We start from the raw sequence: 25,162 nt of genomic DNA, 5'->3' as shown, positions 1-25,162 counted from the left end.
TAATATACATCCGATAAACAAAAAGAGAAGTACATGAGATAACCAAATAAAGAAAAAGGAGGAATCTCATGGCAGAGAGCACGATATTTGACAATGTTTTTCGGACGGAAACAGAGAAAATGCCAGAGCTTACAATACCATTGATTAATGAGGTATTTGGAACGAATTATCCATTGGACACGGAAATCATACAGGGACGGAACGAGCATCTGACGAAGAATGGAAAGAAGATAACGGATTTTTACATAATTATTGGTGAGAAACGATATCATATGGAATGTCAGAGTACGGAAGACAGTACGATGATTTTGCGTATGATAGAGTATGATTTTGCAATCAATGTGGAATATGCAGAAAAGGTTCATGGTGTGTACCGGATGCAGTTTCCACATTCCTGCATATTATATTTGCGTGGAGATGCTCAGAAAAAGAATGTGAGTATGGAATTGCAATTCCCAGATAATCAGGTGGTACAGTATAAAGTTCCGGTAATCAGGATTGAGTGGTATTCCATAAAAGAAATCCTGGAAAAAGATCTGATTATGCTGTTGCCGTTTTATATTATGCGGTACGAGAAAATGAAGTAGCAGTTGGAAAATGATGAAGTGCTGCGTGAAAAACTGTTTCAGGAATATGAAATGATTGCAGAATATCTGAAACAGAAACTTCTCAATCACGGATTGGAAAAAGAATTCCGGGATATCAGAGAGTTGATCAGTAAAATTGTGAAATATAGGTAATTGTTCAAAACGCACTGTCCCGCGAGGCGTTTTGGCATGAATATGCCAAAATCCCGAGACATACACGCCAAAATTTCATCGCCAAAGGCGATTTTATTGAATTTTGGCTTCGTATCTGTGAAGGTACTGAACAGATACGAATATAGTTTCCCGGAGTCGAAAAATGTCAGGAAAGGACTGGGTGAGATTATGGGTGGACAGGTACTGGAATTAGAATCAGACAGATTGATAAAAAAAGGTACAGATGATATGGCTGCGCTTACCAGAAAACTTATGGATGAAGGACGCCTGGATGATCTAAGAAGATGTACAGAAGATTCGGCGTATCGCAAGAAATTACTGAACGAGATGCAGGGAATCCTGTAGTCCGCAGAAAATAGTGTAAAATGAAAGACTCCCGGAATAGCAAGAATACAGTTCCGGGAGTTTTGTTACATAATCATATGGATTGCTTTGTGCTCTGCACATTCACAATTCTGCAATCGTTATATCGTTTCAGGTGCCATATCCAGTGCGTCTACAATGGCGGAAACGGTCTGAGAAATATTCAGATTGTTTTCTGAGATTTTCACATGTGCGTATTTGTGATAGTATGGCAGACGTTCGTTGTAAATATCGCGGAAGGAATTCCCGTGACGGAGAATGACGCCACGGCGTTCAAAATTACCCACACGTTTTTTCAGAATCGGATAGTCCACATCCAGATAAACAACAGTACCGATTTCCTGAAAATGTTTCATGGCATTTTCTCCGAAGATAGCGCTGCCGCCAGGTGCGATAACACATTTGGAAACATTGACTTTGCTGTTAATCTTATCTTCAATATTGATAAATTCTTCGACACCTTTTTCTTCAATAATCTGCCACAGAAGCTTTCCTTCTTCTTTCTGAATAATCAGGTCCGTGTCAACAAACTGGTAACCCAGTACCTTTGCCAGAACCACGCCAATGGTACTCTTTCCGGCACCTGGCATACCAATTAAAATAATATTATCTTTATTCATATGTAAAACCTTTCTGCATAGATGATATTGAGTCTGGAATATAACCTTCCATAACTATAACCCACTCTTTTCCGAATTGCAACGAGAAAATCTTTTGTACACGTACAAATATCTGCGATATGTGCACATCAGTTTATAGAAATTTAAGTGAAGATATATAACGAAATATGCTATGATAAAAGTAATATCACTTGAAATGAGCAAAGAAAGGCAGGCACACGATGGAAAAATATGTTTCTCTGAAAAATGTGTCGAAGATCTACCGGATGGGTGAAGTGGAGATTCGTGCGGTGGACGGTATTGATTTTGAGATAGAGAAAGGCGAGTTTGTCGTGATTGTAGGACCGAGTGGTGCGGGGAAGACGACGGTTCTGAATATCCTTGGAGGCATGGATACGGCGACATCCGGACAGGTACTGGTGGATGGCAGCGACATTGCAAAGTACAGCCAGAAGCAGCTTACCGGGTACAGACGGGATGATATCGGATTTGTTTTTCAGTTTTATAATCTGATTCCGAATCTGACTGCACTGGAAAATGTAGAACTGGCACTTCAGATCTGCAAGAATCCGCTGGATGCCAGACAGGTGCTGCAGGAAGTGGGACTGGAAAAGCGTATGAAGAATTTCCCGGCCCAGTTATCCGGTGGAGAGCAGCAGAGAGTGTCTATAGCCAGGGCACTGGCGAAGAATCCCAAGCTCCTTCTGTGTGATGAACCGACCGGGGCTCTGGATTATCAGACAGGTAAGGCAATTCTGAAATTATTGCAGGATATGTGCCGGGAAAAGGGAATGACCGTTATCGTGATTACCCATAACTCGGCAATCGCACCGATGGCAGACAGAGTCATTAAAATCAAGAATGGAAAAGTGGCAGACATGCGAAGGAATGAGGCACCAATGTCTGTAGCAGATATAGAATGGTAAGTCATATAAAGGGACAGGTATGAAGAAAAGGGCACTGAGAAAAGATTTTTATATGGAAGTAAAAAAGAGTCTGAACCGTTTTATTTCCATTTTCCTGATTGTGGCACTGGGAGTGGCATTTTATTCAGGAATACAGTCAGCGGCACCGGATATGCGTTATTCGGGAGATGCTTATTTTGACCAGCATCAGCTTATGGATCTGAAGATAATCAGCACCATGGGACTGACAGAAGGAGACATAGAGGCAATCAGTCAGATCAATGGGGTGGAAAAGGCAGAACCCGGCTATATGACAGATGTATTATGCGGTGAAGGTACAGATCAGCATGCGCTCAGAGTAGAATCTGTTTCGCCAACTCTGAACCAGTTAACAGCCACAGAAGGACGTCTGCCGGAAAAATCGGGGGAATGTTTTGTAGATATTGAATTCCTGGATAAATCAGGGTATCAGATAGGAGATTCTATTACCTTTTACCGGGAAACAGAAGATGATTATCAGTTAAAGAAAAAAGAATTCACTATTGTCGGGGCCGGAAGCAGTCCACTGTATATTTCTTTTAACAGAGGAAATACCACGCTGGGAACTGGAGAATTGTCCGGAGCAGCGTATGTCCTGCCGGAGGATTTTTCCTATGAAGTCTATACGCAGGTCTATCTGAAGGTCAATGAGGCGGAGAACCTGACGGCTTATACGGACGCGTATGATATATTGATTGCAGAGGTACAACAGCGCATTGAAGATATCTCCGGAGAAAGATGTGAGATTCGTTATCAGGAGATACAGGATGAAGCCAATGAGAAGCTGGAGGATGCCAGAAAGGAACTGGCAGATGGAGAAGCTGAGGCAGAAAGTGAGCTGGCAGATGCATGGCAGGAAATCTGTGACGGAGAGCAGCAGATCCGTGATGCAAAACAGGAATTGGAGGATGCAAAGCAAGAACTAAAGCAGGGGGAGAAAGAAGTTCGGGACGGCGAAAGACAACTGGCAGATGGAAAGGCGCAGATTGCGGAAAATGAAGCAAAACTGGTAAACGGGCGTCAGCAGCTGCAAGATGGATGGGCGCAGTTAAATCAGGGAAAAAAAGAACTGGCAGCAAAGCAGAAGGAATTTAATAAGACATACAAAAAGACTACCGCGAAGCTGGATGAAGGGCAGAAGGAACTGGATCAGAAAAAAGAAGAACTGGCAGACGGACGCACACAATATGAAGAAGGTGTGGAACAGTATCAGAAAAAAATGGCCGAGTATCGGCAGGGAGAACAGGCTTATAAAGCGGGTGTCACTCAGTATGAGGAAGGATTGGCACAGTATCAGAGCAGTCTGAAGGCATGGGCTGAGCAGAAGGCAGAACTGGAGACACAGCAGAAAACCTGCCAGCAGGCACTGGAGCAGTTGGATGTAGCAGCGGCAACTGCGGCAGATGGGGTAACCCAGGCAGGCGATGCAGTGACACAGCTTTCAGATGGAGTCACCCAGGCGACAGATGCAGTGACACAGCTCTCGAATGGAGTCACTCAGGCAGGCGATGCAGTGACACAGCTTTCAGATGGAGTTACCCAGGCACAGGCAGCTGCAGATAATGCGCAGAATGAAATAAATACCCTGTCCGGTCAGGTGGCAGCTCTGCAGCAAAGGCAGATGGAACTGGAGAATAAGAAGGCAGAACTGGAAGCGCAGAAGAATGCAGATCAGGCAAATCTGCAGGAGGGAGAAACGCTGGATGAGAGTAAGTACCAGTTATCTGTGGAAGAGGAAGCAGAACTGAGTGCACTGCCGGGACAAATTCAGGCTGCGCAGGCAGCAATCGAGGAGCAAAGTGCAGTGCTGTATCAGGCACAGCAGACAGTTGCTCAGCTTCAGGAGCAGCTGCCTCAGGCGCAAAATAAGCTTGCCCAGCTTCAGGAACAGCAGACCCAGGCACAGAATGAACTTGCCCAGCTTCAGGAGCAGTTGACCCAGGCGCAGAGTGCGCTTGTCCAGGCACAGGAAGCAGAGGCACAGATCGGTGCGCAGAAGGAAGAAGTACAGGGGAATCTTGATCAGATTATATCGGCTATTGAGACAGCAGAGACAACATTTGACCAGACAGGAGAACAGCTTGCAGCATCCAGAGCGAAGCTGGATGAGACGAAGGTACAGCTAGAACAGGGAAAAACTGAACTGGATAAGGTCCCGGTGCAGCTGGAAGAGTCTCTGAAGCAGATTGAAGAAGGGGAAGCAGCTCTGGAATCTGCACAGAAAGAGATTACTTCGGGACGAAAACAACTGGAAGATGGCAAAAAACAGCTGAAAGATGCAGAAAAGACTATACAGAAGAATGAACAGAAGCTGAATAATTCAGAAGCAGAACTACAGAGCGGAGAAGCACAGCTCGCAGAAGGAAAAGCGCAGCTTGCGAATTCAGAAGCACAGCTTGCCGATGCAAAAAAGACCATAGAGGACGGTAAAAAAGAAATCGCAGACGGAGAGCAGGAGATTGCGGATAACGAGGCGAAGCTGGAAGACGGAAAGACTGAATATGAAAAGGCAAAGAAGGAAGCAGAAGATAAAATAGCAGAAGGAAAAGAGAAGATTGCTGATGCAGAAAAAGAAGTGGCAGATCTGGAATATCCGGAATGGACGGTCAGTGATCGAAGTGACCTGCCGGAGAATATCGGTTATGGAGAAAATGCAGATCGTATGCGTAACATCGGGCAGGTATTTCCGGTGATGTTTTTCCTGGTAGCAGCACTGATCAGTCTGACTACCATGACCCGTATGGTAGAAGAAGAACGAACCCAGATTGGTACCTTGAAGGCCCTGGGATACGGGAAAGCTGCGATTGCATCAAAATATCTGTGTTATGCGTTATTTGCTACGCTGGGAGGCAGCCTTGCCGGAATTGCTTTTGGAGAAAAATTTTTGCCATTTGTTATCGTGACGGCATATCGGATCATGTACCATCATATGACAAATATCGAACTTCCTTATAATATGAAATATGCATTCATTGCCACAGGTGCGGCACTGGCAAGTACCATGTTGGCAACACTGGCGGCATGTTATCGGGAACTGGCAGCGACACCGGCGGTGCTGATGCGTCCGCCTGCACCAAAAGAAGGAAAACGTGTATTACTGGAACGGATACCGTTTATCTGGAAGCATTTGAGCTTTAGCTGGAAATCCACCGTGCGAAATCTGTTTCGTTATAAAAAGAGATTTTTTATGACGGTATTTGGAATCGGGGGCTGTATGGCACTGATGCTGGTGGGCTATGGCTTACGAGACTCCATATCAAACATCGGACATCTGCAGTATCAGCAGCTGCAGCTTTATGATGCTATGGTAATTCTGGATACCGGTGCGAAAGAAGAAAGTAAGGAAGAACTGCTTCAGACTGTGGGAAACAACGATAAAGTAGCGAATTACACAGAGGCACTGATGCAGAAGGAAACTGTGCGCAGGGAGAAAAAATCCTGGAACGTTTATCTGGTGGTTCCGGAAAAGCTGGAAGAGATCGATGATTTCCTGGTATTTCGTGATCGTCAGACCGGTGAGAACTATCAGTTGAATGATGGGGGCGCCATTATTACCGAAAAGATTGCTTCCCTGATGGGTGTGAAGGCCGGAGATATGCTGGTGCTGGAAGATGAGAAACTGGGAGAAATAGAAGTGCCGATTGCGGCAGTGACGGAAAATTATTTGTCACATTATATCTATATGACGCCGGACTTATATGAAAAATGCACCGGAAAAGTACCGGAATACAATGAAATCATGTTCCGGGCAGAAGATGGTACAGATACGACAGCATTGGAAGCACTGGGACAGGGTTTCTTAAATGAAGATGCTGCACTGAGTATCAGCTACACCACATCTACTATGACACAGATCGATAATATGCTGTCTACACTGGATTCCGTTATTATCGTACTGATTGTATCGGCAGGACTTCTGGCATTTGTGGTATTGTATAATTTAAGTAACATCAATATCAATGAGAGAAAGAGAGAACTGGCAACCCTGAAGGTGCTTGGTTTCTATGATGGGGAAGTAGATGCCTATGTATACAGAGAGAATATCCTGATTACTGCCATCGGTATTCTGGCAGGCATGGGAATGGGAAAAGTCCTGCACTACTTTGTCATCACAACTGTGGAAGTAGATGCGACTATGTTTGGAAGAAATATCAATCCGCCAAGTTTCCTGATTTCTGCGGCATTTACGGTAGCATTCTCTATACTGGTGAATGTTGTTATGCATCAGAAACTGAAGAAGATTGATATGGTAGAATCACTGAAGAGTATTGAATAGAAAGAGGAAAGTTAAATGGTAAATTTACCGGAAGAGTTTGAGATGAAAATGAAGAAGCTTCTTGGATCAGAGTATGAAGAATTCCTTGCATCCTATGACCATCCGAGAAACTTTGGCCTGCGAGTGAATGTAGATAAGATTTCTCTGAAAGAGTTTGAAAAAATTGCACCTTTTCATTTGACAAAGATTCCGTGGACGGAAAATGGATATTATTACGAAGAACAGGATATGCCTGCCAGACATCCGTTTTACTATGCGGGAATGTATTATCTGCAGGAGCCGAGTGCTATGACACCGGCATCCAGGCTGGTGTCAAAGCCAGGGGATCGAGTGCTGGATCTGTGCGCAGCACCGGGAGGCAAGGCAACGGAACTGGGGGCACATCTTCACGGGAAGGGCGTGCTGGTTGCCAATGATATCAGTGCATCCAGAGCAAAGGCGCTGCTAAAGAATATCGAAGTGTTTGGAATACGCAATTCTTTTGTGGTCAATGAAGTACCTGCAAAGCTGGCAGAGAACTTCCAGGAATTTTTTGACAAGATTCTGGTAGATGTGCCGTGTTCCGGGGAAGGAATGTTTCGTAAAGATCCTGCCGTGGCAAAAGTGTGGGATGGAAACAAACCATTTGAATGTGCAAAACAGCAAAAAGAAATTATCACCAGAGCCGCACAGATGCTGGCACCGGGCGGGGATATGCTCTATTCCACCTGTACCTTTTCACCGGAAGAAAACGAACAGGTGATTCAGTTCCTGCTGGACAGCAGAGACGACATGGAGATTCGGGAGATTCAGCCGTATGAAGGATTCGCACCGGGGCGCCCGGAAGTGGCGTACGAAGGCTGGGACGGAGAATGTGCAGATCCAGTCAGAAGAAAAATGGGAACCCCTGACTTGAAAAAATGTGTGCGCATCTGGCCACACAAAATGGCAGGAGAGGGACATTTTCTGGCGCTGCTTCATAAAAGAGCACCTGGGGAGATGGCAGGAGCGCAGGAAAATGACAGAAACGGACATCCGAATAGAGAGATGACTGTAGATGAACATAAGAATCCGGTAGAAGGCAGTATTTCAGATATCAAAGGTATCGGTAAGCCTGAGACAAAAGTTTTGGCAGAATTCTTCGCTGATGTCTCTATGGAGATGAACTGGAAACAGGTAGAGGTTCGCAAGGGTCAGGTCTATCTGGTACCGGAAGCGCTTGGAACTCGAAAAGGTCTGGTATTCCTGCGAAACGGTCTGTATCTGGGAGAGATTCGAAAGGATCGCTTTGAACCAAGCCAGTCCTTTGCCATGGCATTGAAAAAAGAAGAATACACGGCAGTGATTAATCTGGATTACCGTGATGTGCGTGTGGAAAAATATCTTCGTGGGGAAACTCTGGAAGTGGATGATATTGTAGAGCGTAATCTTCAGAAAGCAGAAGAGATGCACAATGCTAAAGCTATGAAAAAGCGCCTGGAGAAAGGCTGGCAGCTGGTATGCGTCAATGGTTATCCGCTGGGATGGGGAAAGCTGGTGAACGGAACCCTGAAAAATAAATACCATGCCGGATGGAGAATGAAGTATTAGACGATATCTCTGAGAAGTCATTTTTGGAAAAGAGATGTGAGCATGCCGGTATGCGGAATAAAATGAAAAATCCTGTGGCTTTTTATGTCACAGGATTTTCTTAGAATTAATTAAATTGCTGAGAATCCTTTGGATAAGATACAGGATTCTGCTTCTTCCAGATCTTCCGTATGAAGTACCAGAACCGGTTTGCCGGTATCGCGGTTAAAGGAAAGGTATACATAATCCACATTGATATTGGAATCCAGGAATGCAGTCAGAAGTGCATTTAAGTTACCCACTTCATCTTCCACTTCCACACCGATCACGTTCGTCATTCGGCAAAGATAATCCTGAGCGGAGAGCTCTTTCAGAGCCTTGTCCGGATCGGATACAATCATACGGACCATGCCGAATTCAGAACTTTCATTGGTAACAGAACCCCAGATATTGATATCATGGCCGGCAAGAATACCGGTGATATCTTTCATGGTTCCTTTCTTATTTTCTGCATAAACAGTAATTTGCTTTAACATGTAACATGCCTCCCTATATTTATTCAAGAATCAAGGTCACTTTAGCACTTTCAACCATAAAAGTATTGTCGCACATTATCCAGAATAAGTCAAACAAAACATAAAAAGGGGGGACTGCTACGTGAGCAATCCCCAGAGAGTGTATATCTTATTTTATCTGGTGAATATCAGATTACATATGATATCCCTTTGCGAAACTACGATAATATTCGGATAAAAATTCTTTAAACTTCTTCATGATCAGTTCCTCCTTTTCAACATTGTGAGAAATAATAATGGATTAAGTGATTTCACATCTTGTTAAGTCTGGCCTGACTTTTTATCTGTCTATAATATAGCATGAGATGCAACTATTGTGAAATATTTAATTTATATTACCAACAATACCTTTTAGGTATGGAAGAAAAATATGAGATTTATATTTAAAAGATGCCACTGGCTGGAGAATGATAGTATAATGGAATTCGAAGCGTTACAAAAAACTATATCAAAACAGAGGGAAGATTACTATGTATACTGCATCGAAAGAGAGATACACTGCCATGGAATATAACCGCTGCGGAAACAGCGGGCTGTTACTTCCGAAGGTGTCACTTGGACTGTGGCATAATTTTGGAGATACGTCAAAGTTTGAAAATATAAGGGAACTTTGCTTTACAGCATTTGACAACGGAATTACACAATTTGACCTGGCCAATAACTATGGACCGGAACCGGGCAGTGCAGAGAAAAACTTCGGTAGAATCTTAAAAGAAGATCTGGGGGGCTATCGAGATGAACTGATTATTACAACAAAAGCAGGATATGACATGTGGGACGGCCCTTATGGTAACTGGGGGAGCCGTAAATATCTCCTTGCCAGTCTGGATCAGAGTCTGAAACGTATGGGACTGGAATATGTGGATATTTTCTATCATCACAGAATGGATCCGGATACACCGCTGGAAGAAACTATGGGAGCACTGGCAAGTGTGGTACAGAGTGGTAAGGCAATCTACGTAGGACTCTCTAATTATGATGGAGAAACTTTGAAAAAAGCTGCCGTGATTCTGCAGGAACTTCGCTGTCCGTTTGTGATTAACCAAAACAGGTATTCCATTTTTGACAGAACCGTAGAGAAAAACGGTCTGAAACAAATGACCGGTGAATTGCAAAAAGGTTTGATCACCTTTAGTCCGCTGGAGCAGGGACAGCTTACAGATCGTTATCTTCACGGAATCCCGGAGGACAGCCGTATCCGTACCGATGGCAGATTCCTGAAAGAAAGTACATTGAATGAACACAGAATGGGACAGATACGCAGGCTGAATGAACTGGCCGGGCAGCGCGGTGAAAAACTGGCAGAGATGGCACTTGGCTGGCTGCTTCAGCACAAAGAAGTAACCAGCGTCCTGATAGGTGCATCCAGACCACAGCAGATCCTGGATAATATCAAAGCAATCGCCTGCGCACCATTTACGGAAGAAGAATGTAGATTTATTGATGAGATTTCGCAGGCATAAGATGAAAGGACAAAAATGGAATTACGACAGCTTCAGTGCATGGTAATCTGTGCACAGACAAAATCATTCAGTAAGGCGGCTTCGATGCTGTTTACGTCACAGTCCAATGTGAGCAAAACCATAGCAGCTCTGGAAAAAGAACTTGGAAAGAAAATATTTGAACGGAGGCGGCATGGAATTGAATTGACTGCAAAAGGGGAACAGATTTATAAATATGCGTTAAGTATGGTAGAGTGCAGCACAAAGATTCTGGATTGTGCGGAAGAAGATGCCACAGAAGAACTGAGGGTATCATTTCAGCCCAGCTCCTGGTTTGCCAATACGTTCTGTGAGTATTATATACAAGAAAGTGCAGGAGAAAAATATAATATCATCAGTGCGCCAGCAGAAGAAATTATACGAAGAATTATCGCAAATCAGGATCAGCTGGGTTTTGCCTATTTTGAAGATTCTCAGCTGGATAAGCTGAAGAAGATGTTTCCAGAGAATCATATCGGTTACTATACTTTAAAAAGAACGAAAACGGTTTTGTATTGCAGAGACAAAGCATACCATGAAAAACGGAATGAGATTTCTTTGGTTCAGGGTGTGGAGGATTACTATTCCGGTATCTCTTTATGGAAAGAGCAAAAAGAAAGTGAAGAAGAAAGAAGAAAACTACAGGTTAAGGTCACTACGAACAGTGACTATATTATGCAGGCTATGCTGCAGAACACGGATTTGGGTAACATCAGTCCTGATGGCTTGAGTCATAGTGACAAATTTATAAATCACGATACCATGCAGTTGGAAAAACAGGAACAGTCTGTGCAGTTTATCTGTATCTTCCGTAATGATCAGAAAATGGAAAGATTACCAAAGAAATTTTTGACATTTATAAAAAACTATGTGATGGAATCATAAATGTGAGTGAGGTCTGAATCTATATCCAAAAGAGATACAGATATTCCATTTATTCATATGAAAAGTGAATAATATATCCCCCGGGGAGGCTTGTTATGACTTATAAAACAGTATATATTAACAGCAGGTTAACTTAAAAGAGTCCTTCAATATGGTACTCTAACAAATACACATATTGGAAGAAATGTCATTAGCATCCTTATCTCAGAAAGAGCAGTTTTTGGTAGGACTGCTCTTTTTTAGTCTGGTAGATATTCTTGTTTAGAATATAAAAGGTGTGAGATGACTTATGAATATCAGTTATGGGGTAGGCGATATGTTGGATATCAATATGATTAAAGAATTATGGGTTAGAAAATTCGAAGATGTAGCATCGGAAATTGCTGTATGGGATAGTGTGGCATCGGAATATTTACTTGAAGAAAAAAATAATTTTAAAGAAGATCCGTTTCTGCAATTTATGGAAGAAAAGATTCAGTTATCTCAGAATATGGAAGTGCTTGATGTAGGGTGTGGTGCAGGTGCATATTCATGCAGAATTGCGGAACGTGCAGGAAACGTTACAGGCGTAGATTTCTCTCCTCGTATGATAGAAGAAGGACAACATTATGTAGAAAGAAACCATATAAAAAATGTGCAGTTTCTGGAACGAAATTGGCATACTTGTGATGGAGAAGAATTTAAAGGAAAATATGATATGGTGTTTGCTCATACGACACCTGCTGTTATAGATTATGATTCCTTTAAGAAAATGAATGATGCCAGCAAAAAATATTGTTTTATTAGTAAACCTACAAGGCGGAATGATTGTGTTTATGATGAAATACGTAAAATTGCAGGAGATCCTTCTTTGAAAAAGCTAGATGATATGCCATTACTGTTTGATGCATTATGGCTTTGGGGATATCACCCTGAATTGCGATATGATCCTGTTGTCTGGAAATCAGAGCGGACAGTAGAAGAAGCAGAACAGTGGTATCTTAGAAGATTAAAAGCAAACATGCGAATTGATACTTATATCGAAAAGCAAGTAAAAGATTATTTGCAAAGCATTAGTGTAAACAATGTTGTCAGAGAAGCAATTGAAGTAACTCTTACCAGTGTTTTCTGGACTGTATAATGGCTGCGGCAACATCAAATAAAGGAGGAAAAACAAATGAGAAACAGTAAAAGAATTACAATGGTACTTGCGGGAATCACTGCTCTGGGAGTAATGATGAGTCCGGCAGCGGCAGAGGAAGAAGCAACAAGAGTCGTTACAGATGTTTTTGGACGAGAAGTAGAAATTCCAGAAGAAGTAGATAACTGCGTGGCTCTTGGAAGCGCAGCCAGATTGATTGTCTATGCGGGAGGCACAGAAAAGATTGTTGGCTGCACAGAGATGGAACTTCGCGGAGATCCTGGAATGCCGTATGCATATGCTAATAAAGATTTTTTTGCTAATTGCGAGGCCATGGCATCTGGTGGAAGCGGAAATGCAGATTATGCAGAAGCAATTGTTGCATTAGATCCAGATGTTATTTTCTATCAGGATTCAGATCCGGTTGCGATGGAAGACCTTGCAGCTAAGACCGGACTTCCGGTTATCGGAGTTTATGGTGATGCATTTAACTCACATTACCTGACAGATTCTATAAGCTTGATCGGTGAAGTGCTTGGAACAGAAGAACATGCAGAAAATGTTGCGAAATCCATCACAGGATGGGTAGAAGAATTGGATACATTGACAAAAGATATTCCGGATGAAGAAAAACCTACGGTATATCCGGGTGCTGTAAGTTGGAGTGGCGGACATGGATTTACAGGAACTTATGTAAATTATGCACCATTGGAAGCAATTCATGCAATCAGTCTGCCGGATGAATTAGATGCAACTTCAGGTGTTGAAGTAAGTATGGAACAGATTCTTGAGTGGGATCCGGATGTGATTTTCCTCAATCCTGGAAACATGGAACTGGTAAATGAAGATTATGCAGCGAATCCGGATGCTATTGACAGTCTTACAGCAGTTCAGAATGGCAAAGTATATGCGCAGGTTAACTTTAATTACTACTGGTGCAATATGGAACTGGCAATTGTAGATTCTTATTATGCAGGTTCCGTTCTTTATCCAGAGGCGTTCTCTAATATTAATTTCGAAGAAAAAGCAGAAGAAATCTTTAATACGATGATTGGTATGGATTATTTAGATGTGTTAGATGAAAATCATTATGGCTTTGGAACGATTACAATTGGAGAATAAAAAATGCCGGAAGATAAAATGAGGAGAGGTTTGGAATATCGCTCTTTTGTCAGAAAAAAAATATACTTTTTGATTTTTTTATTTTTATTCACGATTGTAGTATTTTTACTGGCAATCGCATTGGGATCATCTTCTGTGTCATTGGGGCGAGTTTTACGTACTCTGTTTGGTCATGGTGAGAAAAAGGACAGTATTATAATTTTAAGTATACGTCTTCCGAGAGCAGTGACGGCAATTGCAGCAGGATTTGGCCTTGGAATTGTCGGATGTGTGATGCAGAGTGTTCTGCGAAATCCACTGGCATCTGCATCTACTATTGGTGTATCTCAGGGAGCAGCGTTTGGAGCAGCATTTGCAATCATTGCGCTGGGAGGCGGAATGATGTCAGCAGGCAGTACAGGTGCTCAGTTAAATGTAAATAATCCGGTAGTCACTACCTTATGTGCGTTTTTCTTTGCAATGGTATCCACCATATTTGTATTATGTCTGTCACGATTCAGAGAGATTAATGCAAGTACATTGGTTCTTGCCGGTGTGGCATTAAGTTCATTATTTTCAGCGGGAACGACATTGCTGGAATATTTTGCAGATGATGTCCGTGTCGCTGCAGTGGTATATTGGACATTTGGTGATCTCGGTAGTACATTTTGGAAAGAAATTATTGTCATGGGTACAGTAGTTGTATTTGCGGCAATATATTTTCAGTTAAACAGTTGGAATTATAATGCGATGCAGGGCGGTGAAGAAACTGCAAAAGGTCTGGGTGTAAAAACACAGAGTACAATATTATGTAGTATGGTAGTTGGATCATTTACCGCTGCGGTCATTGTGTCGTATATTGGTATTATCAGTTTTGTTGGATTGATTGCACCCCATCTTGTAAGAAAGTTTGTTGGATCAGATTATAGATATTTGTTACCGGCAGCAGGACTTGCAGGCGCTAATCTGCTGCTGGTAAGTGATCTTCTTTCCAGGTTGATTATAAGTCCGATTGTATTGCCAATAGGAGCGATTACATCTATACTGGGAGCCCCGATATTTCTTTGGATTATTTTGAAAAGGGGGCGACATTAAGTGATACATGCAGAAAATGTTAATTTTTCCTATCATACAGACGAAAGTGTTCTTAAGGCTGTTTGTCTGAAAGAAGAAGCGGGACATTGTATTGCATTACTGGGAAATAATGGTGTTGGAAAAAGTACATTTTTGAAATGCTTTAACAGAATATTAAGGCCAGATAGCGGAACTGTTTTGGTAGAAAACCTGAATATTAGCAAAGCATCCAGAAAGGAAATAGCGCTTACGCTTGCCTACGTAGAACAGCATACATCGTCAGGCAGACTGACTGTGTATGATACGGTGCTGCTGGGACGCAAACCGCACATGAAGATGACACCATCTGAAGAAGATTATGCTGTTGTAGACAACGCAATAGAGCGACTGCATCTTACAGATTTGAAGTTGAGATATACGGACGAGTTATCAGGAGGTGAATTGCAGAAGGTTATGCTGGCAAGAGCACTTGCCCAGCAGCCGAAAGTGCTGCTTCTTGATGAACCTACAGCAAGTCTCGATATATATAACCAACATGAGGTTATGAAGATAGCAGCAGGCATTGCGTCTGAAGACAATATGACGGTAATCATTGTAATTCATGATTTAAATCTGGCATTAAAGTATTGCGACAGGTTTTTATTAATGCATGACGGAAAATCGTTTGATTACGGAGATGTATCTGTAATTACATCGGAAAACATTAAGGCTGTATATGGTGTGAATGCAGTTATTACGGAAGTTGATGGAAATAAAATAGTGATTGTAAAATAATGGAGGTATTACAAATGACAAAATGGGAAAAATGTGTTGCATTTCATGGACATGAGTGTGGTGGTCTTACCATAGGATATAAGGCAGCAATCTATGCAGAAAAATTATTGAATATTACCTTTTCAGAAGATGAAGATGTGGTTTGTATTTCAGAAAATGATGCATGTGGTGTAGACGCCATACAGGTGCTTCTTGGATGCAGTGTAGGAAAAGGAAATTTACTGTTTCATATGAGAGGAAAACAGGCATTTTCATTTTATAACAGAAAAACAGGAAAATCAGTAAGACTTGTTTTGAGAGAAAAACCAGAGGGAATGTCAAGAGAAGAATCCTTTGCTTATTATCAAAACACGGAACCGGAAGATATGTTTGACGTAAAAGAGACTACTATTAAATTGCCAGAAGAAGCAAGAATCTTTGATTCTTACAAATGTGAGTGCTGTGGCGAAATGACAGGAGCAAACTGGATCCGAATTTCCGATGGAAAAAAGATCTGTCTGGACTGTTATAAAACATATGATCGTTTTCAGGTGTAATAGGCAGAGGCATGTTTTCATGCGCATATAGAATGAATAACAAAAGATCCTGTGGCAGCCGGAAGTGTTTCCACAGGTTTTTTATCTGGAATTTTATATAGAAGTTTGTTAATATAATTTCGTGTTTGGGAAATAATCTTAAACAGCAGTATATGCGGAAAAGAATTTTAAGGTATCAGGAGGAATATATGAGCACAGGAGGAAAAAAAGTGCGAGGAGTAGAAACAAGAATACAGGAGATTCGTCATGCTATTTTTACGGAAGTGGCAAAAATGGCTTATGATACGGGTTGTTCTGTAGAGAAAACAGTGGAAGAGATACCTTATCACATTATTCCGGGAGAGACGGGCAGTTTTCGAAGTGATGTTTTTCTGGAGAGGGCAATTGTTGGAGAACGTGTGCGTTTGGCTATGGGACTGCCATATCGTGATGCGACAGAGCATGCACCGATTTCGGATCAGGTCGAGCTGGCTGATAAACCAGAGACATACTATACGCCGCCGTTGATTAACGTTATCAAATTTGCATGTAACGGTTGCAATGAGAAAAGAGTGTGGGTAACAGATGGCTGTCAGGGATGTCTGGCACACCCATGTGTGGAAGTCTGTCCGAAAAAAGCAATCAAACTGGATCGTACAAATGGAAGATCTTATATAGATCAGGAAAAATGTATTAAATGCGGAAAATGTGCCGAAGTCTGTTCTTATCATGCAATCATTGTACAGGAACGACCATGTGCGGCAGCTTGTGGAATGGATGCTATTCATACGGATAAGAATGGAAAAGCAGATATTGATTACGACAAATGTGTGTCTTGCGGACAATGTCTGGTGAATTGTCCTTTTGGTGCGATTGCGGACAAGTCGCAGATTTTCCAGGTTATTCGTTCTATTCAGGCTGGAGAACAGGTTTATGCGGCACTGGCTCCGGCATTTGTAGGTCAGTTTGGACCGAAAGTGACGCCGGGTAAATTAAGAGCGGCTATGAGAGAACTGGGATTTACAGATGTATTTGAAGTGGCAATCGGAGCAGATCTGTGTGCAGCACAGGAAGCGGAAGATTTTGTGAAAGAAGTACCGGAAAAGCTTCCGTTTATGGCAACATCCTGTTGCCCGGCATGGTCTATGATGGCAAAAAAACTGTTTCCGGATTATGCGAACTGTATCTCCATGGCACTGACGCCGATGACCTTGACAGCCAGACTGATCAAACAGCAAAACAAAAATGCAAAAGTAGTGTTTATAGGACCATGTGCGGCGAAAAAGCTGGAAGCTATGCGAAGAACCGTAAAGAGTGAAGTAGACTTTGTATTGACATTTGAAGAAATGACAGGAATTTTTGCAGCGAAGAATATCGATGTAGAATTATTGGAAGAAGATCCGGATGGTGTGAATGATGCCTCATCAGATGGCCGTAATTTTGCAGTATCCGGTGGAGTGGCGAAAGCAGTAGAAAATGTAATTCGAGAGAAATATCCGGATATAGATATTAAAATGGCAAATGCAGAAGGTCTGAAAGAATGCAGGAAGCTTTTGACTATGGCGAAAGCCGGAAAATATAATGGGTATCTTCTGGAAGGAATGGCATGCCCTGGAGGATGCGTGGCAGGTGCCGGAACCATGCAGTCTATCAAGAAATCACAGGCAGCGGTAAATAAATATGCGGCAACGGCAGGACATAAGGTATCCAGTCAGACAGAATATGTGAAAGAACTGGAGAAGCTGGTGGATTAATGAGGGAAAAGAGTATGAGAAGACATCATAAGTTAATCATGCTGGCAGCAGGAACGATGGTGCTGTGCGCCGGATCGAACGTGCTGGCAGAAAATTCTGTGAATATTCTGGCGTTAAAGGGCCCGACGGCAATGGGAATGGTATCTCTGATGAATCAGGCAGACCAGGGGGAGGTTGCAGATGAAAATTACAATTTTCAGATTGTGGCATCTCCGGATGAGGTAACCCCTGCGATTGCTCAGGGAACCGCAGATATTGCAGCCGTTCCGGCTAATCTTGCCAGTGTGCTTTACCAGAAAACGGACGGCAGTGTGCAGGTACTGACGATTAATACACTGGGGGTATTATATCTGGTGGAAAACGGCGATCAGATTCAGAACATTTCTGATCTGAAGGGAAAAACCATTTATGCCAGCGGCAAAGGTGCCACACCGGAATATGCGCTGAATTACATATTAAAAGAAAACGGGCTGACTCCAGGCGAAGATGTGCAGATCGAATGGAAGAGCGAACATACAGAATGCGTGGCAGCCCTGGCGGAGCATGAGGACGCGATAGCTCTTCTTCCGCAGCCATTTGTGACTACGGCACAGAGTAAAAATGATTCTTTACGAGTGGCTCTGGATCTGACGGAGGAATGGGATAACATCCAGAAAGAAAACGGCGGAAACAGCAGTCTGGTGACCGGTGTGACAGTGGTAAGAACGGAGTTTGTCCAGGAGCATCCGGAGATCGTGGAAGATTTCATGGAGCGCTATCAGGAATCGGTAACGTTTGTAAATGATCATGCCGAAGAGGCAGCAAAGATGATTGGCAATTATGATATCATTCCGGAAGAGGTTGCGAAAAAAGCGCTTCCGGAGTGTAATATTGTATACATAGACGGAGCAGAAATGAAAGAAAAACTCTCCGGTTATCTGGAAGTCCTGAAACAGGAGAATCCACAGGCGGTAGGCGGAACACTTCCGACAGACGAATTCTATTATGATGCAGAATAAAAGAAAAAAGCAGAGTAAAATGCGCTGGTGGGCAGTCATATTCTGGCTGCTGGCATGGCAGATATTAAGTATGCAGATTGGACAGGAGATACTGATGGTATCTCCTGTTGTTGCAGGAAAAAGATTGGTTCAGTTACTTCCGGAGATACATTTCTGGAGCACAGTTCTACATTCCACAGAAAGAATCATGGGAGGCTTTTTGCTTGGGGCGCTGGCCGGAACCGTTATGGCAGTATTGGCGTTCCGGCACAAAAAGGTAGAAGAATTGTGCTATCCCATGATCTGCGTGATGAAGTCCACACCGGTAGCGTCAGTGATTATCCTGCTGTTAATGTGGATGTCTTCCAGAAATCTGTCTGTCGGCATTGTATTTCTGATGACATTTCCTATCCTTTATATGAATGTGCTGGAAGGATTGCAGCAGATGGATCCGAAGCTGACAGAGCTGGCAGAAGTATTTGAACTGTCAAAATGGGTGAGGGTACGTTGGTTTGCCATTCCCCAGCTTCTTCCTTATGTGAGGGTCGGCTGCGCCCTTGGAATCGGACTGGCATGGAAAGCAGGAACTGCAGCGGAAGTAATCGGAATCTCAGGCGGAACTATTGGTGAGAAGCTGTATCAGGCAAAGATCTATCTGGAAACAGCAGATCTGCTGGCCTGGACGACGATGATTCTGGTGTTGAGCTATCTGTTTGAAAAGCTGTTCCTTGGAATACTGGATATGGCGGAAGAACGGCTGAAAAAAATGCGAGTATCAAAGACAGAAAAACCAAATGAAGTAAAAGGTATTCCAACGCAAGAGAGGCAGGTATTGCAGCAGGACATTGTGCTGATGCATGTAAGTAAAAGTTATGGAGATCATCACGTCATTCAAGACCTGTCGCAGACATTTTCATGTGGACAGATTACCTGTCTTATGGCTCCATCCGGATCAGGAAAAACTACCCTGCTTCGGCTGCTTATGGGACTGGAGGTACCGGACAGCGGAAGCATAGCGGGTCTGGAAGGACGAAAGAAAAGTGCTGTTTTCCAGGATCAGATATTTGGTGAGGATCTGAGTGTCTATGCCAATATCCGGATTATGAGAAAAAGAAAACTCTTTGAGTCTGAGTCAGAAAAGCAGGAATACGAGAGAATTAAGGCAGAACTGGAAAAAGTCGGTCTGCCGGGATGCGTAGATCAGAAAGTAAAGGAACTGTCTTTTGGAATGCGGCAGAGAGTGGCACTTGTGAGAGCTTTTTATGCGGACTGGGACGTATTATTCCTGGATGAGCCATTTCGTGGTCTGGATCAAAGCACCAGAGAACTGGTGATGGAGTATACAAGAAGAAAATGCATCGGGAAACAGGTATTGTTTATTACACATGAGGAGGAAGAAAAAGAAGCAATGGAAAGATACTCCTGAAATGTGTGGAATTGACAGAGTAGTTTTGCTGGATAAAATGGGTTAAATGACGAATAAAACGTAAGAAATAAAAGAAAAAATAACAGAATATCTAAAAAATTCCAATGCGGAACGAAAAATATTCTATTTTTTTAACAATGAAAATTCGATATAGTAAGAGCATCATAAACAGTGCGGACAAGAGGTCCGAAAAAGAAAGGGGTATTTTTCTTATGAAAAAGAAAATCGTTTTAATGCTTGCAGCAGCTCTTAGTTTATCAGCTCTTTCAGTTGGTGTTTCTGCTGAGGATGTAGCAAACAGTGACAAGCCACTTGTATGGTTCAACCGTCAGCCATCTAACAGCTCAACAGGTGAGCTGGATATGGATGCTCTTACATTCAATGACAATACCTACTATGTAGGATTTGATGCAAATCAGGGTGCTGAACTTCAGGGAACCATGATCAAAGATTATATCGAAGCTAATATTGATTCTATCGACCGTAACGGTGATGGCATCATCGGATACGTTCTGGCAATCGGTGATATCGGACATAACGATTCTATCGCACGTACAAGAGGTGTTCGTAAAGCTCTTGGTACAGCAGTAGAGACAGACGGCGATATCAACAGTGATCCGGTTGGAACAAACACAGACGGTTCCGCTACCGTAGTACAGGATGGCAAGCTGGAGATCAACGGAAAAGAATACATCGTTCGTGAGCTGGCTTCTCAGGAAATGAAGAATTCTGCAGGTGCTACATGGGATGCAGCAACAGCAGGTAATGCAATCGGTACATGGTCATCATCTTTCGGTGATCAGATCGATGTTATCGCTTCTAACAATGATGGTATGGGAATGTCCATGTTCAATGCATGGTCACAGGAAAATACAGTTCCTACATTCGGATACGATGCAAACAGTGATGCAGTTGCAGCAATCGCAGACGGATACGGCGGAACAATCAGCCAGCATGCTGACGTTCAGGCTTACTTAACACTTCGTGTTCTGCGTAACGCACTGGATGGAGTAGATATTGATACAGGTATCGGAACAGCAGACGAAGCAGGCAACGTTCTGACAGATGACGTTTATACATATAATGCAGACGAACGTTCTTACTACGCATTAAACGTAGCAGTAACAGCTGACAACTATCAGGATTTCACAGATTCTACAGTAGTATATGCACCAGTTTCTAATCAGCTGGATGAAAGCACAAGCCCAAGAAAGAGCGTATGGCTGAACATCTACAACGCAGCAGATAACTTCCTGAGCTCTACTTACCAGCCACTGCTTCAGAACTATGATGATATTCTGAATCTGGATGTAGAATACATCGGTGGTGACGGTCAGACAGAATCCAACATTACAAACCGTCTGGGTAACCCAAGCCAGTATGATGCATTCGCAATTAACATGGTTAAGACAGATAATGCAGCATCCTACACATCTCTGCTTAGTCAGTAAGAAAAAATAAACAGATCACGTTGGATGGGGGCAAAGGAGCTTTGCCCCCATCTCGACGATTAAGAAGAAGAAAAGACAGGGGTAAGAAGAATGGCAGAGAAAAATGAATTGATCTTGTCCATACGAGGGATGAGTAAGTCTTTCGGACGAAACAGGGTTCTGGACCATATCAATCTGGACGTGAAGCCTGGAACAGTCATGGGACTTATGGGCGAGAATGGCGCAGGCAAGTCTACCATGATGAAATGCCTGTTTGGTACTTACCAGAAAGATGAAGGAACCATTTTTCTGGATGGAAAAGAAGTAAGCTTTTCCGGACCAAAGGACGCTCTGGAAAATGGAATTGCCATGGTACATCAGGAATTGAACCAGTGCCTGGAGCGTAATGTTATGGATAATCTTTTCCTCGGACGTTATCCGGTGAATTCCGTTGGCGTTGTGGATGAGGGAAGAATGAAAAAAGAAGCATCTGAGCTGTTCCGTAAACTGGGAATGACAGTCAATCTGACACAGCCGATGAGAAATATGTCAGTTTCCCAGAGACAGATGTGTGAAATTGCAAAAGCGATTTCCTATAACGCGAGAGTGATCGTTCTGGATGAACCGACCTCCTCTCTGACAGTACAGGAAGTGGACAAGCTTTTCGAAATGATGCGGATGCTGAAGTCCCAGGGAATTGCACTGATCTATATTTCCCATAAGATGGATGAGATCTTTGAGATCTGTGATGAGATCTCTGTATTACGAGATGGAAAGCTTGTTATGACAAAGAGTTCCAAAGAAACAGATATGAATGAACTGATTGCGGCAATGGTAGGCCGTTCGCTGGAAAACAGATTCCCACCGCTGGATAATACACCGAAGGATGTGATTCTGTCTGTACAGCATCTGTCCACCAAGTTTGAACCTCATCTGCAGGATATTACTTTTGAAGTAAAAGAGGGCGAAATCTTCGGATTGTATGGTCTGGTTGGGGCAGGACGTACCGAACTTCTGGAAACAATTTTCGGTGTAAGAACCAGAGCAGCAGGGCGAGTATATTTTAAGAATCATCTGATGAACTTCAACAGTGCAAAAGAAGCCATGGAACATGGTTTTGCAATGATTACAGAGGAACGTAAGGCCAACGGTCTGTTCCTGAAGGGTAATCTGACTTTTAATACAACGATTGCCAACTTGAGTCAGTATAAAGCGGGAATTGCGCTTTCGGATACAAAGATGACAAAGGCAACAGCTAATGAGATTAAAATCATGCATACCAAATGTATGGGACCGGACGACATGATCTCAAGTCTCTCCGGTGGAAATCAGCAGAAAGTAATCTTTGGTAAATGGCTGGAGAGAGAACCACAGGTATTTATGATGGATGAACCGACCAGAGGAATTGATGTCGGTGCCAAATATGAGATTTATGAACTGATCGTCCAGATGGCAAAACAGGGAAAAACAATCATTGTAGTTTCTTCTGAGATGCCTGAGATTCTGGGAATCACAAACCGTATCGGTGTTATGTCCAACGGACATCTTTCCGGTATTGTAAATACCAAAGAAACCAATCAGGAAGAATTGCTGAGACTCAGTGCAAAATACCTATAATAAGGAGAGAGACAGATTATGGCAAACAGTAAAATTCTGACACAGGAGCAGGAAATGAAGCTCCGTCAGCCAATTGATGAATATGTCGGAAAGATACAGAAACAGATCGATGACCTGCGCCGGGAAGGGACCGATCGTGTAATTGCTTTCCAGAACAGTGTTGATGTGGCAAAGAGAGACAAGACTCTCACCGCAGGAGAAAGAGAAAACCGTATATCAGAGTGCCGCGCCGGAATCGAAAAAGCAAAGAAGGTGGAAGCGGCAAACAAAGACAGTATTTCAAAACTGATTGCAGATGCAGAAAGCTATATCAAAGCACATTACGACAGTGAATATTTCCAGCCGGTAAAAGAAAGCTGTGCACAGGAAAAAGCTGCCGCACAGGAAAAATACAAACAGGCAGTTGCCCAGCTGGAAAAAGAACATCAGGCAACCATGGCAAAACTGACAGATCATCAGGAACAGAAAGACGAAAAGTATGTACACAAAAACCGTCTTTTTGATGCCAAGATGACACTGGCAAAGGATCTGCAGGATGTAAAAGACCGCAGACATGCAGCATTTAACTACAAGTATCATCTGCTGGATCTGCTGCGTATGTCAAAGTTCTCTTTTGCAGAGACACAGGCACAGAAATGGGAAAACTACAAGTACAACTTCAACCGCAGATCTTTCCTTCTTCAGAATGGTCTGTATATTGTCATTGTACTGATCTTTATTATGCTGTGTATCATCACACCGATTATTAAGCATACACCGCTTCTGACAACCAATAACGTACTGAATATTCTGCAGCAGGCATCACCGCGAATGTTCCTGGCTCTTGGTGTAGCAGGGCTGATCTTGCTGGCAGGTACCGACCTTTCCATTGGACGTATGGTTGGTATGGGAACGACCACAGCAACAATTATCATGCACAAAGGAATCAACACCGGTTCCGTATTTGGTCATGTATTTGACTTTACAGGACTTCCGGTAGGCGTCAGAGTCGTATTTGCAGTATTTATGTGCGTACTGCTGTGTACCTGCTTTACTACCATCGCAGGATTTTTCGCAGCGAAGTTTAAGATGCATCCATTCATCTGTACAATGGCAAACATGCTGGTAATCTTCGGTCTGGTAACTTATTCTACCAAGGGTGTTTCTTTCGGATCTATCGAATCTAACATTCCTTCCATGATTATTCCGAAGATCAACAACTTCCCAACCATTATTCTCTGGGCAGTGGCAGCAATTATCATTGTATGGTTTATCTGGAATAAGACAACATTTGGTAAATATCTGTATGCAGTTGGTGGAAACTCAGAAGCAGCAGCAGTTTCTGGTATCTCTGTATTTAAGGTTACTCTGGGTGCCTTCATGATGGCAGGTGTTCTGTATGGATTCGGCTCCTGGCTGGAATGTATCCGTATGGTTGGTTCCGGATCAGCAGCATATGGACAGGGCTGGGATATGGATGCTATTGCAGCCTGCGTAGTAGGTGGCGTATCCTTTACCGGTGGTATCGGTAAGATCTCAGGCGTAGTAGTAGGTGTGTGCATCTTTACAGCACTGACCTATTCCCTGACTATTCTGGGTATTGATACCAACCTTCAGTTCGTATTCTCCGGTATTATCATTCTGGTAGCCGTTACACTGGACTGCCTGAAATACGTTCAGAAGAAATAATATTATGATGCCAGGGTCAAAAGGTCTAAACCCACATGAGCTTGCTCATAGGTGGGTGAAAGACCTTGGGACCCGCCCCGATATGAGCATAAAAGTGGGATGATAGTCCCACGATATGCGAATATTGGGTAGGATTGTGGGAGTGCATAGCACGAAACAATCCGTAGGCATCAAAGTCGGGGCTTTTGCTCCCGACATCATATTTTATGACAGACAGGGGCACAGAATGCATCCGAACGGGTGCATGAGTGCC

Annotated in this window: 22 protein-coding genes; 19 read left to right on the top strand and 3 right to left on the bottom strand. The window is 43.0% G+C overall.

The window, feature by feature from the left end; translation table 11 throughout:
* Positions 1-68: 68 nt before the first annotated feature.
* The 3 genes from H8716_RS06480 to H8716_RS06470 are packed head-to-tail and all read left to right on the top strand — an operon-like array spanning position 69 to position 1,106.
* On the top strand, positions 69-587 hold the full coding sequence (locus H8716_RS06480) for a hypothetical protein (RefSeq protein ID WP_249307760.1): 519 nt from the start codon (positions 69-71) through the stop codon (positions 585-587).
* 3 nt (positions 588-590) lie between these two features.
* Positions 591-740 (top strand): hypothetical protein, encoded by a 150-nt coding sequence (locus H8716_RS06475; protein ID WP_249307759.1) that lies wholly within the window; start codon positions 591-593, stop codon positions 738-740.
* 36 nt (positions 741-776) lie between these two features.
* Positions 777-1,106: a hypothetical protein gene (locus H8716_RS06470; RefSeq protein WP_249307758.1), complete on the top strand. Its 330-nt coding sequence runs from the start codon at positions 777-779 to the stop codon at positions 1,104-1,106.
* Positions 1,107-1,225: 119 nt separating this feature from the next.
* Here H8716_RS06470 and H8716_RS06465 read toward each other — a convergent pair whose 3' ends face one another.
* Positions 1,226-1,744 carry a shikimate kinase gene (locus tag H8716_RS06465; protein WP_249307757.1) on the bottom strand — a complete coding sequence of 173 codons (519 nt, stop codon included), beginning with the start codon at positions 1,742-1,744 and terminating at the stop codon, positions 1,226-1,228.
* Between the two features lie 221 nt (positions 1,745-1,965).
* Here H8716_RS06465 and H8716_RS06460 point away from each other — a divergent pair, with 221 nt between their 5' ends.
* The 3 genes from H8716_RS06460 to H8716_RS06450 are packed head-to-tail and all read left to right on the top strand — an operon-like array spanning position 1,966 to position 8,533.
* Positions 1,966-2,670: an ABC transporter ATP-binding protein gene (locus tag H8716_RS06460; RefSeq protein WP_249307756.1), complete on the top strand. Its 705-nt coding sequence runs from the start codon at positions 1,966-1,968 to the stop codon at positions 2,668-2,670.
* A gap of 19 nt (positions 2,671-2,689) precedes the next feature.
* Positions 2,690-6,964, top strand: coding sequence for an ABC transporter permease (locus tag H8716_RS06455; RefSeq protein ID WP_249307755.1), 4,275 nt, complete (start codon positions 2,690-2,692; stop codon positions 6,962-6,964).
* Between the two features lie 15 nt (positions 6,965-6,979).
* Positions 6,980-8,533, top strand: coding sequence for an RsmF rRNA methyltransferase first C-terminal domain-containing protein (locus tag H8716_RS06450; protein ID WP_249307754.1), 1,554 nt, complete (start codon positions 6,980-6,982; stop codon positions 8,531-8,533).
* A gap of 110 nt (positions 8,534-8,643) precedes the next feature.
* On the opposite strand, the gene H8716_RS06445 is transcribed toward H8716_RS06450, so the two are convergent.
* The gene (locus tag H8716_RS06445) at positions 8,644-9,048 is read right to left on the bottom strand and encodes an amino acid-binding protein (protein WP_249307753.1); all 405 of its coding nucleotides are present in this window, start codon (positions 9,046-9,048) and stop codon (positions 8,644-8,646) included.
* 509 nt (positions 9,049-9,557) lie between these two features.
* On the opposite strand from H8716_RS06445, the gene H8716_RS06440 reads away from it, so the two are divergent.
* The 13 genes from H8716_RS06440 (at position 9,558) to H8716_RS06380 (ending at position 24,909) form a co-directional block, all read left to right on the top strand.
* Positions 9,558-10,550 (top strand): aldo/keto reductase, encoded by a 993-nt coding sequence (locus H8716_RS06440; protein ID WP_249307752.1) that lies wholly within the window; start codon positions 9,558-9,560, stop codon positions 10,548-10,550.
* A 15-nt stretch (positions 10,551-10,565) separates the two neighbouring features.
* Positions 10,566-11,453 (top strand): LysR family transcriptional regulator, encoded by an 888-nt coding sequence (locus H8716_RS06435; RefSeq protein WP_249307751.1) that lies wholly within the window; start codon positions 10,566-10,568, stop codon positions 11,451-11,453.
* A gap of 289 nt (positions 11,454-11,742) precedes the next feature.
* Positions 11,743-12,573, top strand: coding sequence for a class I SAM-dependent methyltransferase (locus tag H8716_RS06430; protein ID WP_249307750.1), 831 nt, complete (start codon positions 11,743-11,745; stop codon positions 12,571-12,573).
* Positions 12,574-12,609: 36 nt separating this feature from the next.
* Positions 12,610-13,695, top strand: a complete 1,086-nt coding sequence (locus tag H8716_RS06425; protein WP_249307749.1) for an ABC transporter substrate-binding protein — start codon at positions 12,610-12,612, stop codon at positions 13,693-13,695.
* Positions 13,696-13,698: 3 nt separating this feature from the next.
* Entirely contained in the window at positions 13,699-14,769 is a 1,071-nt protein-coding gene (locus tag H8716_RS06420; RefSeq protein ID WP_249307748.1) for a FecCD family ABC transporter permease, read from the top strand.
* Positions 14,770-15,522 (top strand): ABC transporter ATP-binding protein, encoded by a 753-nt coding sequence (locus tag H8716_RS06415; RefSeq protein ID WP_249307747.1) that lies wholly within the window; start codon positions 14,770-14,772, stop codon positions 15,520-15,522.
* Positions 15,523-15,536: 14 nt separating this feature from the next.
* A complete protein-coding gene (locus H8716_RS06410) occupies positions 15,537-16,058 on the top strand; it encodes an FmdE family protein (RefSeq protein ID WP_249307746.1) in 522 nt (173 codons plus the stop codon).
* A gap of 209 nt (positions 16,059-16,267) precedes the next feature.
* Complete coding sequence (locus H8716_RS06405; RefSeq protein WP_249307828.1) at positions 16,268-17,791, top strand: 4Fe-4S dicluster domain-containing protein; 1,524 nt, start codon at positions 16,268-16,270, stop codon at positions 17,789-17,791.
* Between the two features lie 14 nt (positions 17,792-17,805).
* Positions 17,806-18,789 (top strand): ABC transporter substrate-binding protein, encoded by a 984-nt coding sequence (locus H8716_RS06400; protein ID WP_330606492.1) that lies wholly within the window; start codon positions 17,806-17,808, stop codon positions 18,787-18,789.
* A complete protein-coding gene (locus tag H8716_RS06395; protein ID WP_249307745.1) occupies positions 18,776-20,194 on the top strand; it encodes an ATP-binding cassette domain-containing protein in 1,419 nt (472 codons plus the stop codon). Before H8716_RS06400 ends, H8716_RS06395 begins: the two co-directional genes overlap by 14 nt.
* A gap of 233 nt (positions 20,195-20,427) precedes the next feature.
* Positions 20,428-21,645 carry a substrate-binding domain-containing protein gene (locus tag H8716_RS06390; RefSeq protein ID WP_408610888.1) on the top strand — a complete coding sequence of 406 codons (1,218 nt, stop codon included), beginning with the start codon at positions 20,428-20,430 and terminating at the stop codon, positions 21,643-21,645.
* 90 nt (positions 21,646-21,735) lie between these two features.
* The gene (locus H8716_RS06385) at positions 21,736-23,241 is read left to right on the top strand and encodes a sugar ABC transporter ATP-binding protein (RefSeq protein ID WP_249307743.1); all 1,506 of its coding nucleotides are present in this window, start codon (positions 21,736-21,738) and stop codon (positions 23,239-23,241) included.
* Between the two features lie 18 nt (positions 23,242-23,259).
* A complete protein-coding gene (locus H8716_RS06380; RefSeq protein ID WP_249307742.1) occupies positions 23,260-24,909 on the top strand; it encodes an ABC transporter permease subunit in 1,650 nt (549 codons plus the stop codon).
* Positions 24,910-24,934: 25 nt separating this feature from the next.
* On the opposite strand, the gene H8716_RS17830 is transcribed toward H8716_RS06380, so the two are convergent.
* Complete coding sequence (locus H8716_RS17830) at positions 24,935-25,141, bottom strand: hypothetical protein (RefSeq protein WP_249307741.1); 207 nt, start codon at positions 25,139-25,141, stop codon at positions 24,935-24,937.
* Between the last annotated feature and the right edge of the window lie 21 nt (positions 25,142-25,162).

Origin of the sequence: Jingyaoa shaoxingensis (assembly GCF_014385005.1) — a bacterium.
GTDB classification, from domain to species: domain Bacteria; phylum Bacillota; class Clostridia; order Lachnospirales; family Lachnospiraceae; genus Marvinbryantia; species Marvinbryantia shaoxingensis.
The sequence above is the reverse complement of the archived record's forward strand: the minus strand, read 5'-3'. Positions and strand labels throughout refer to the sequence as shown.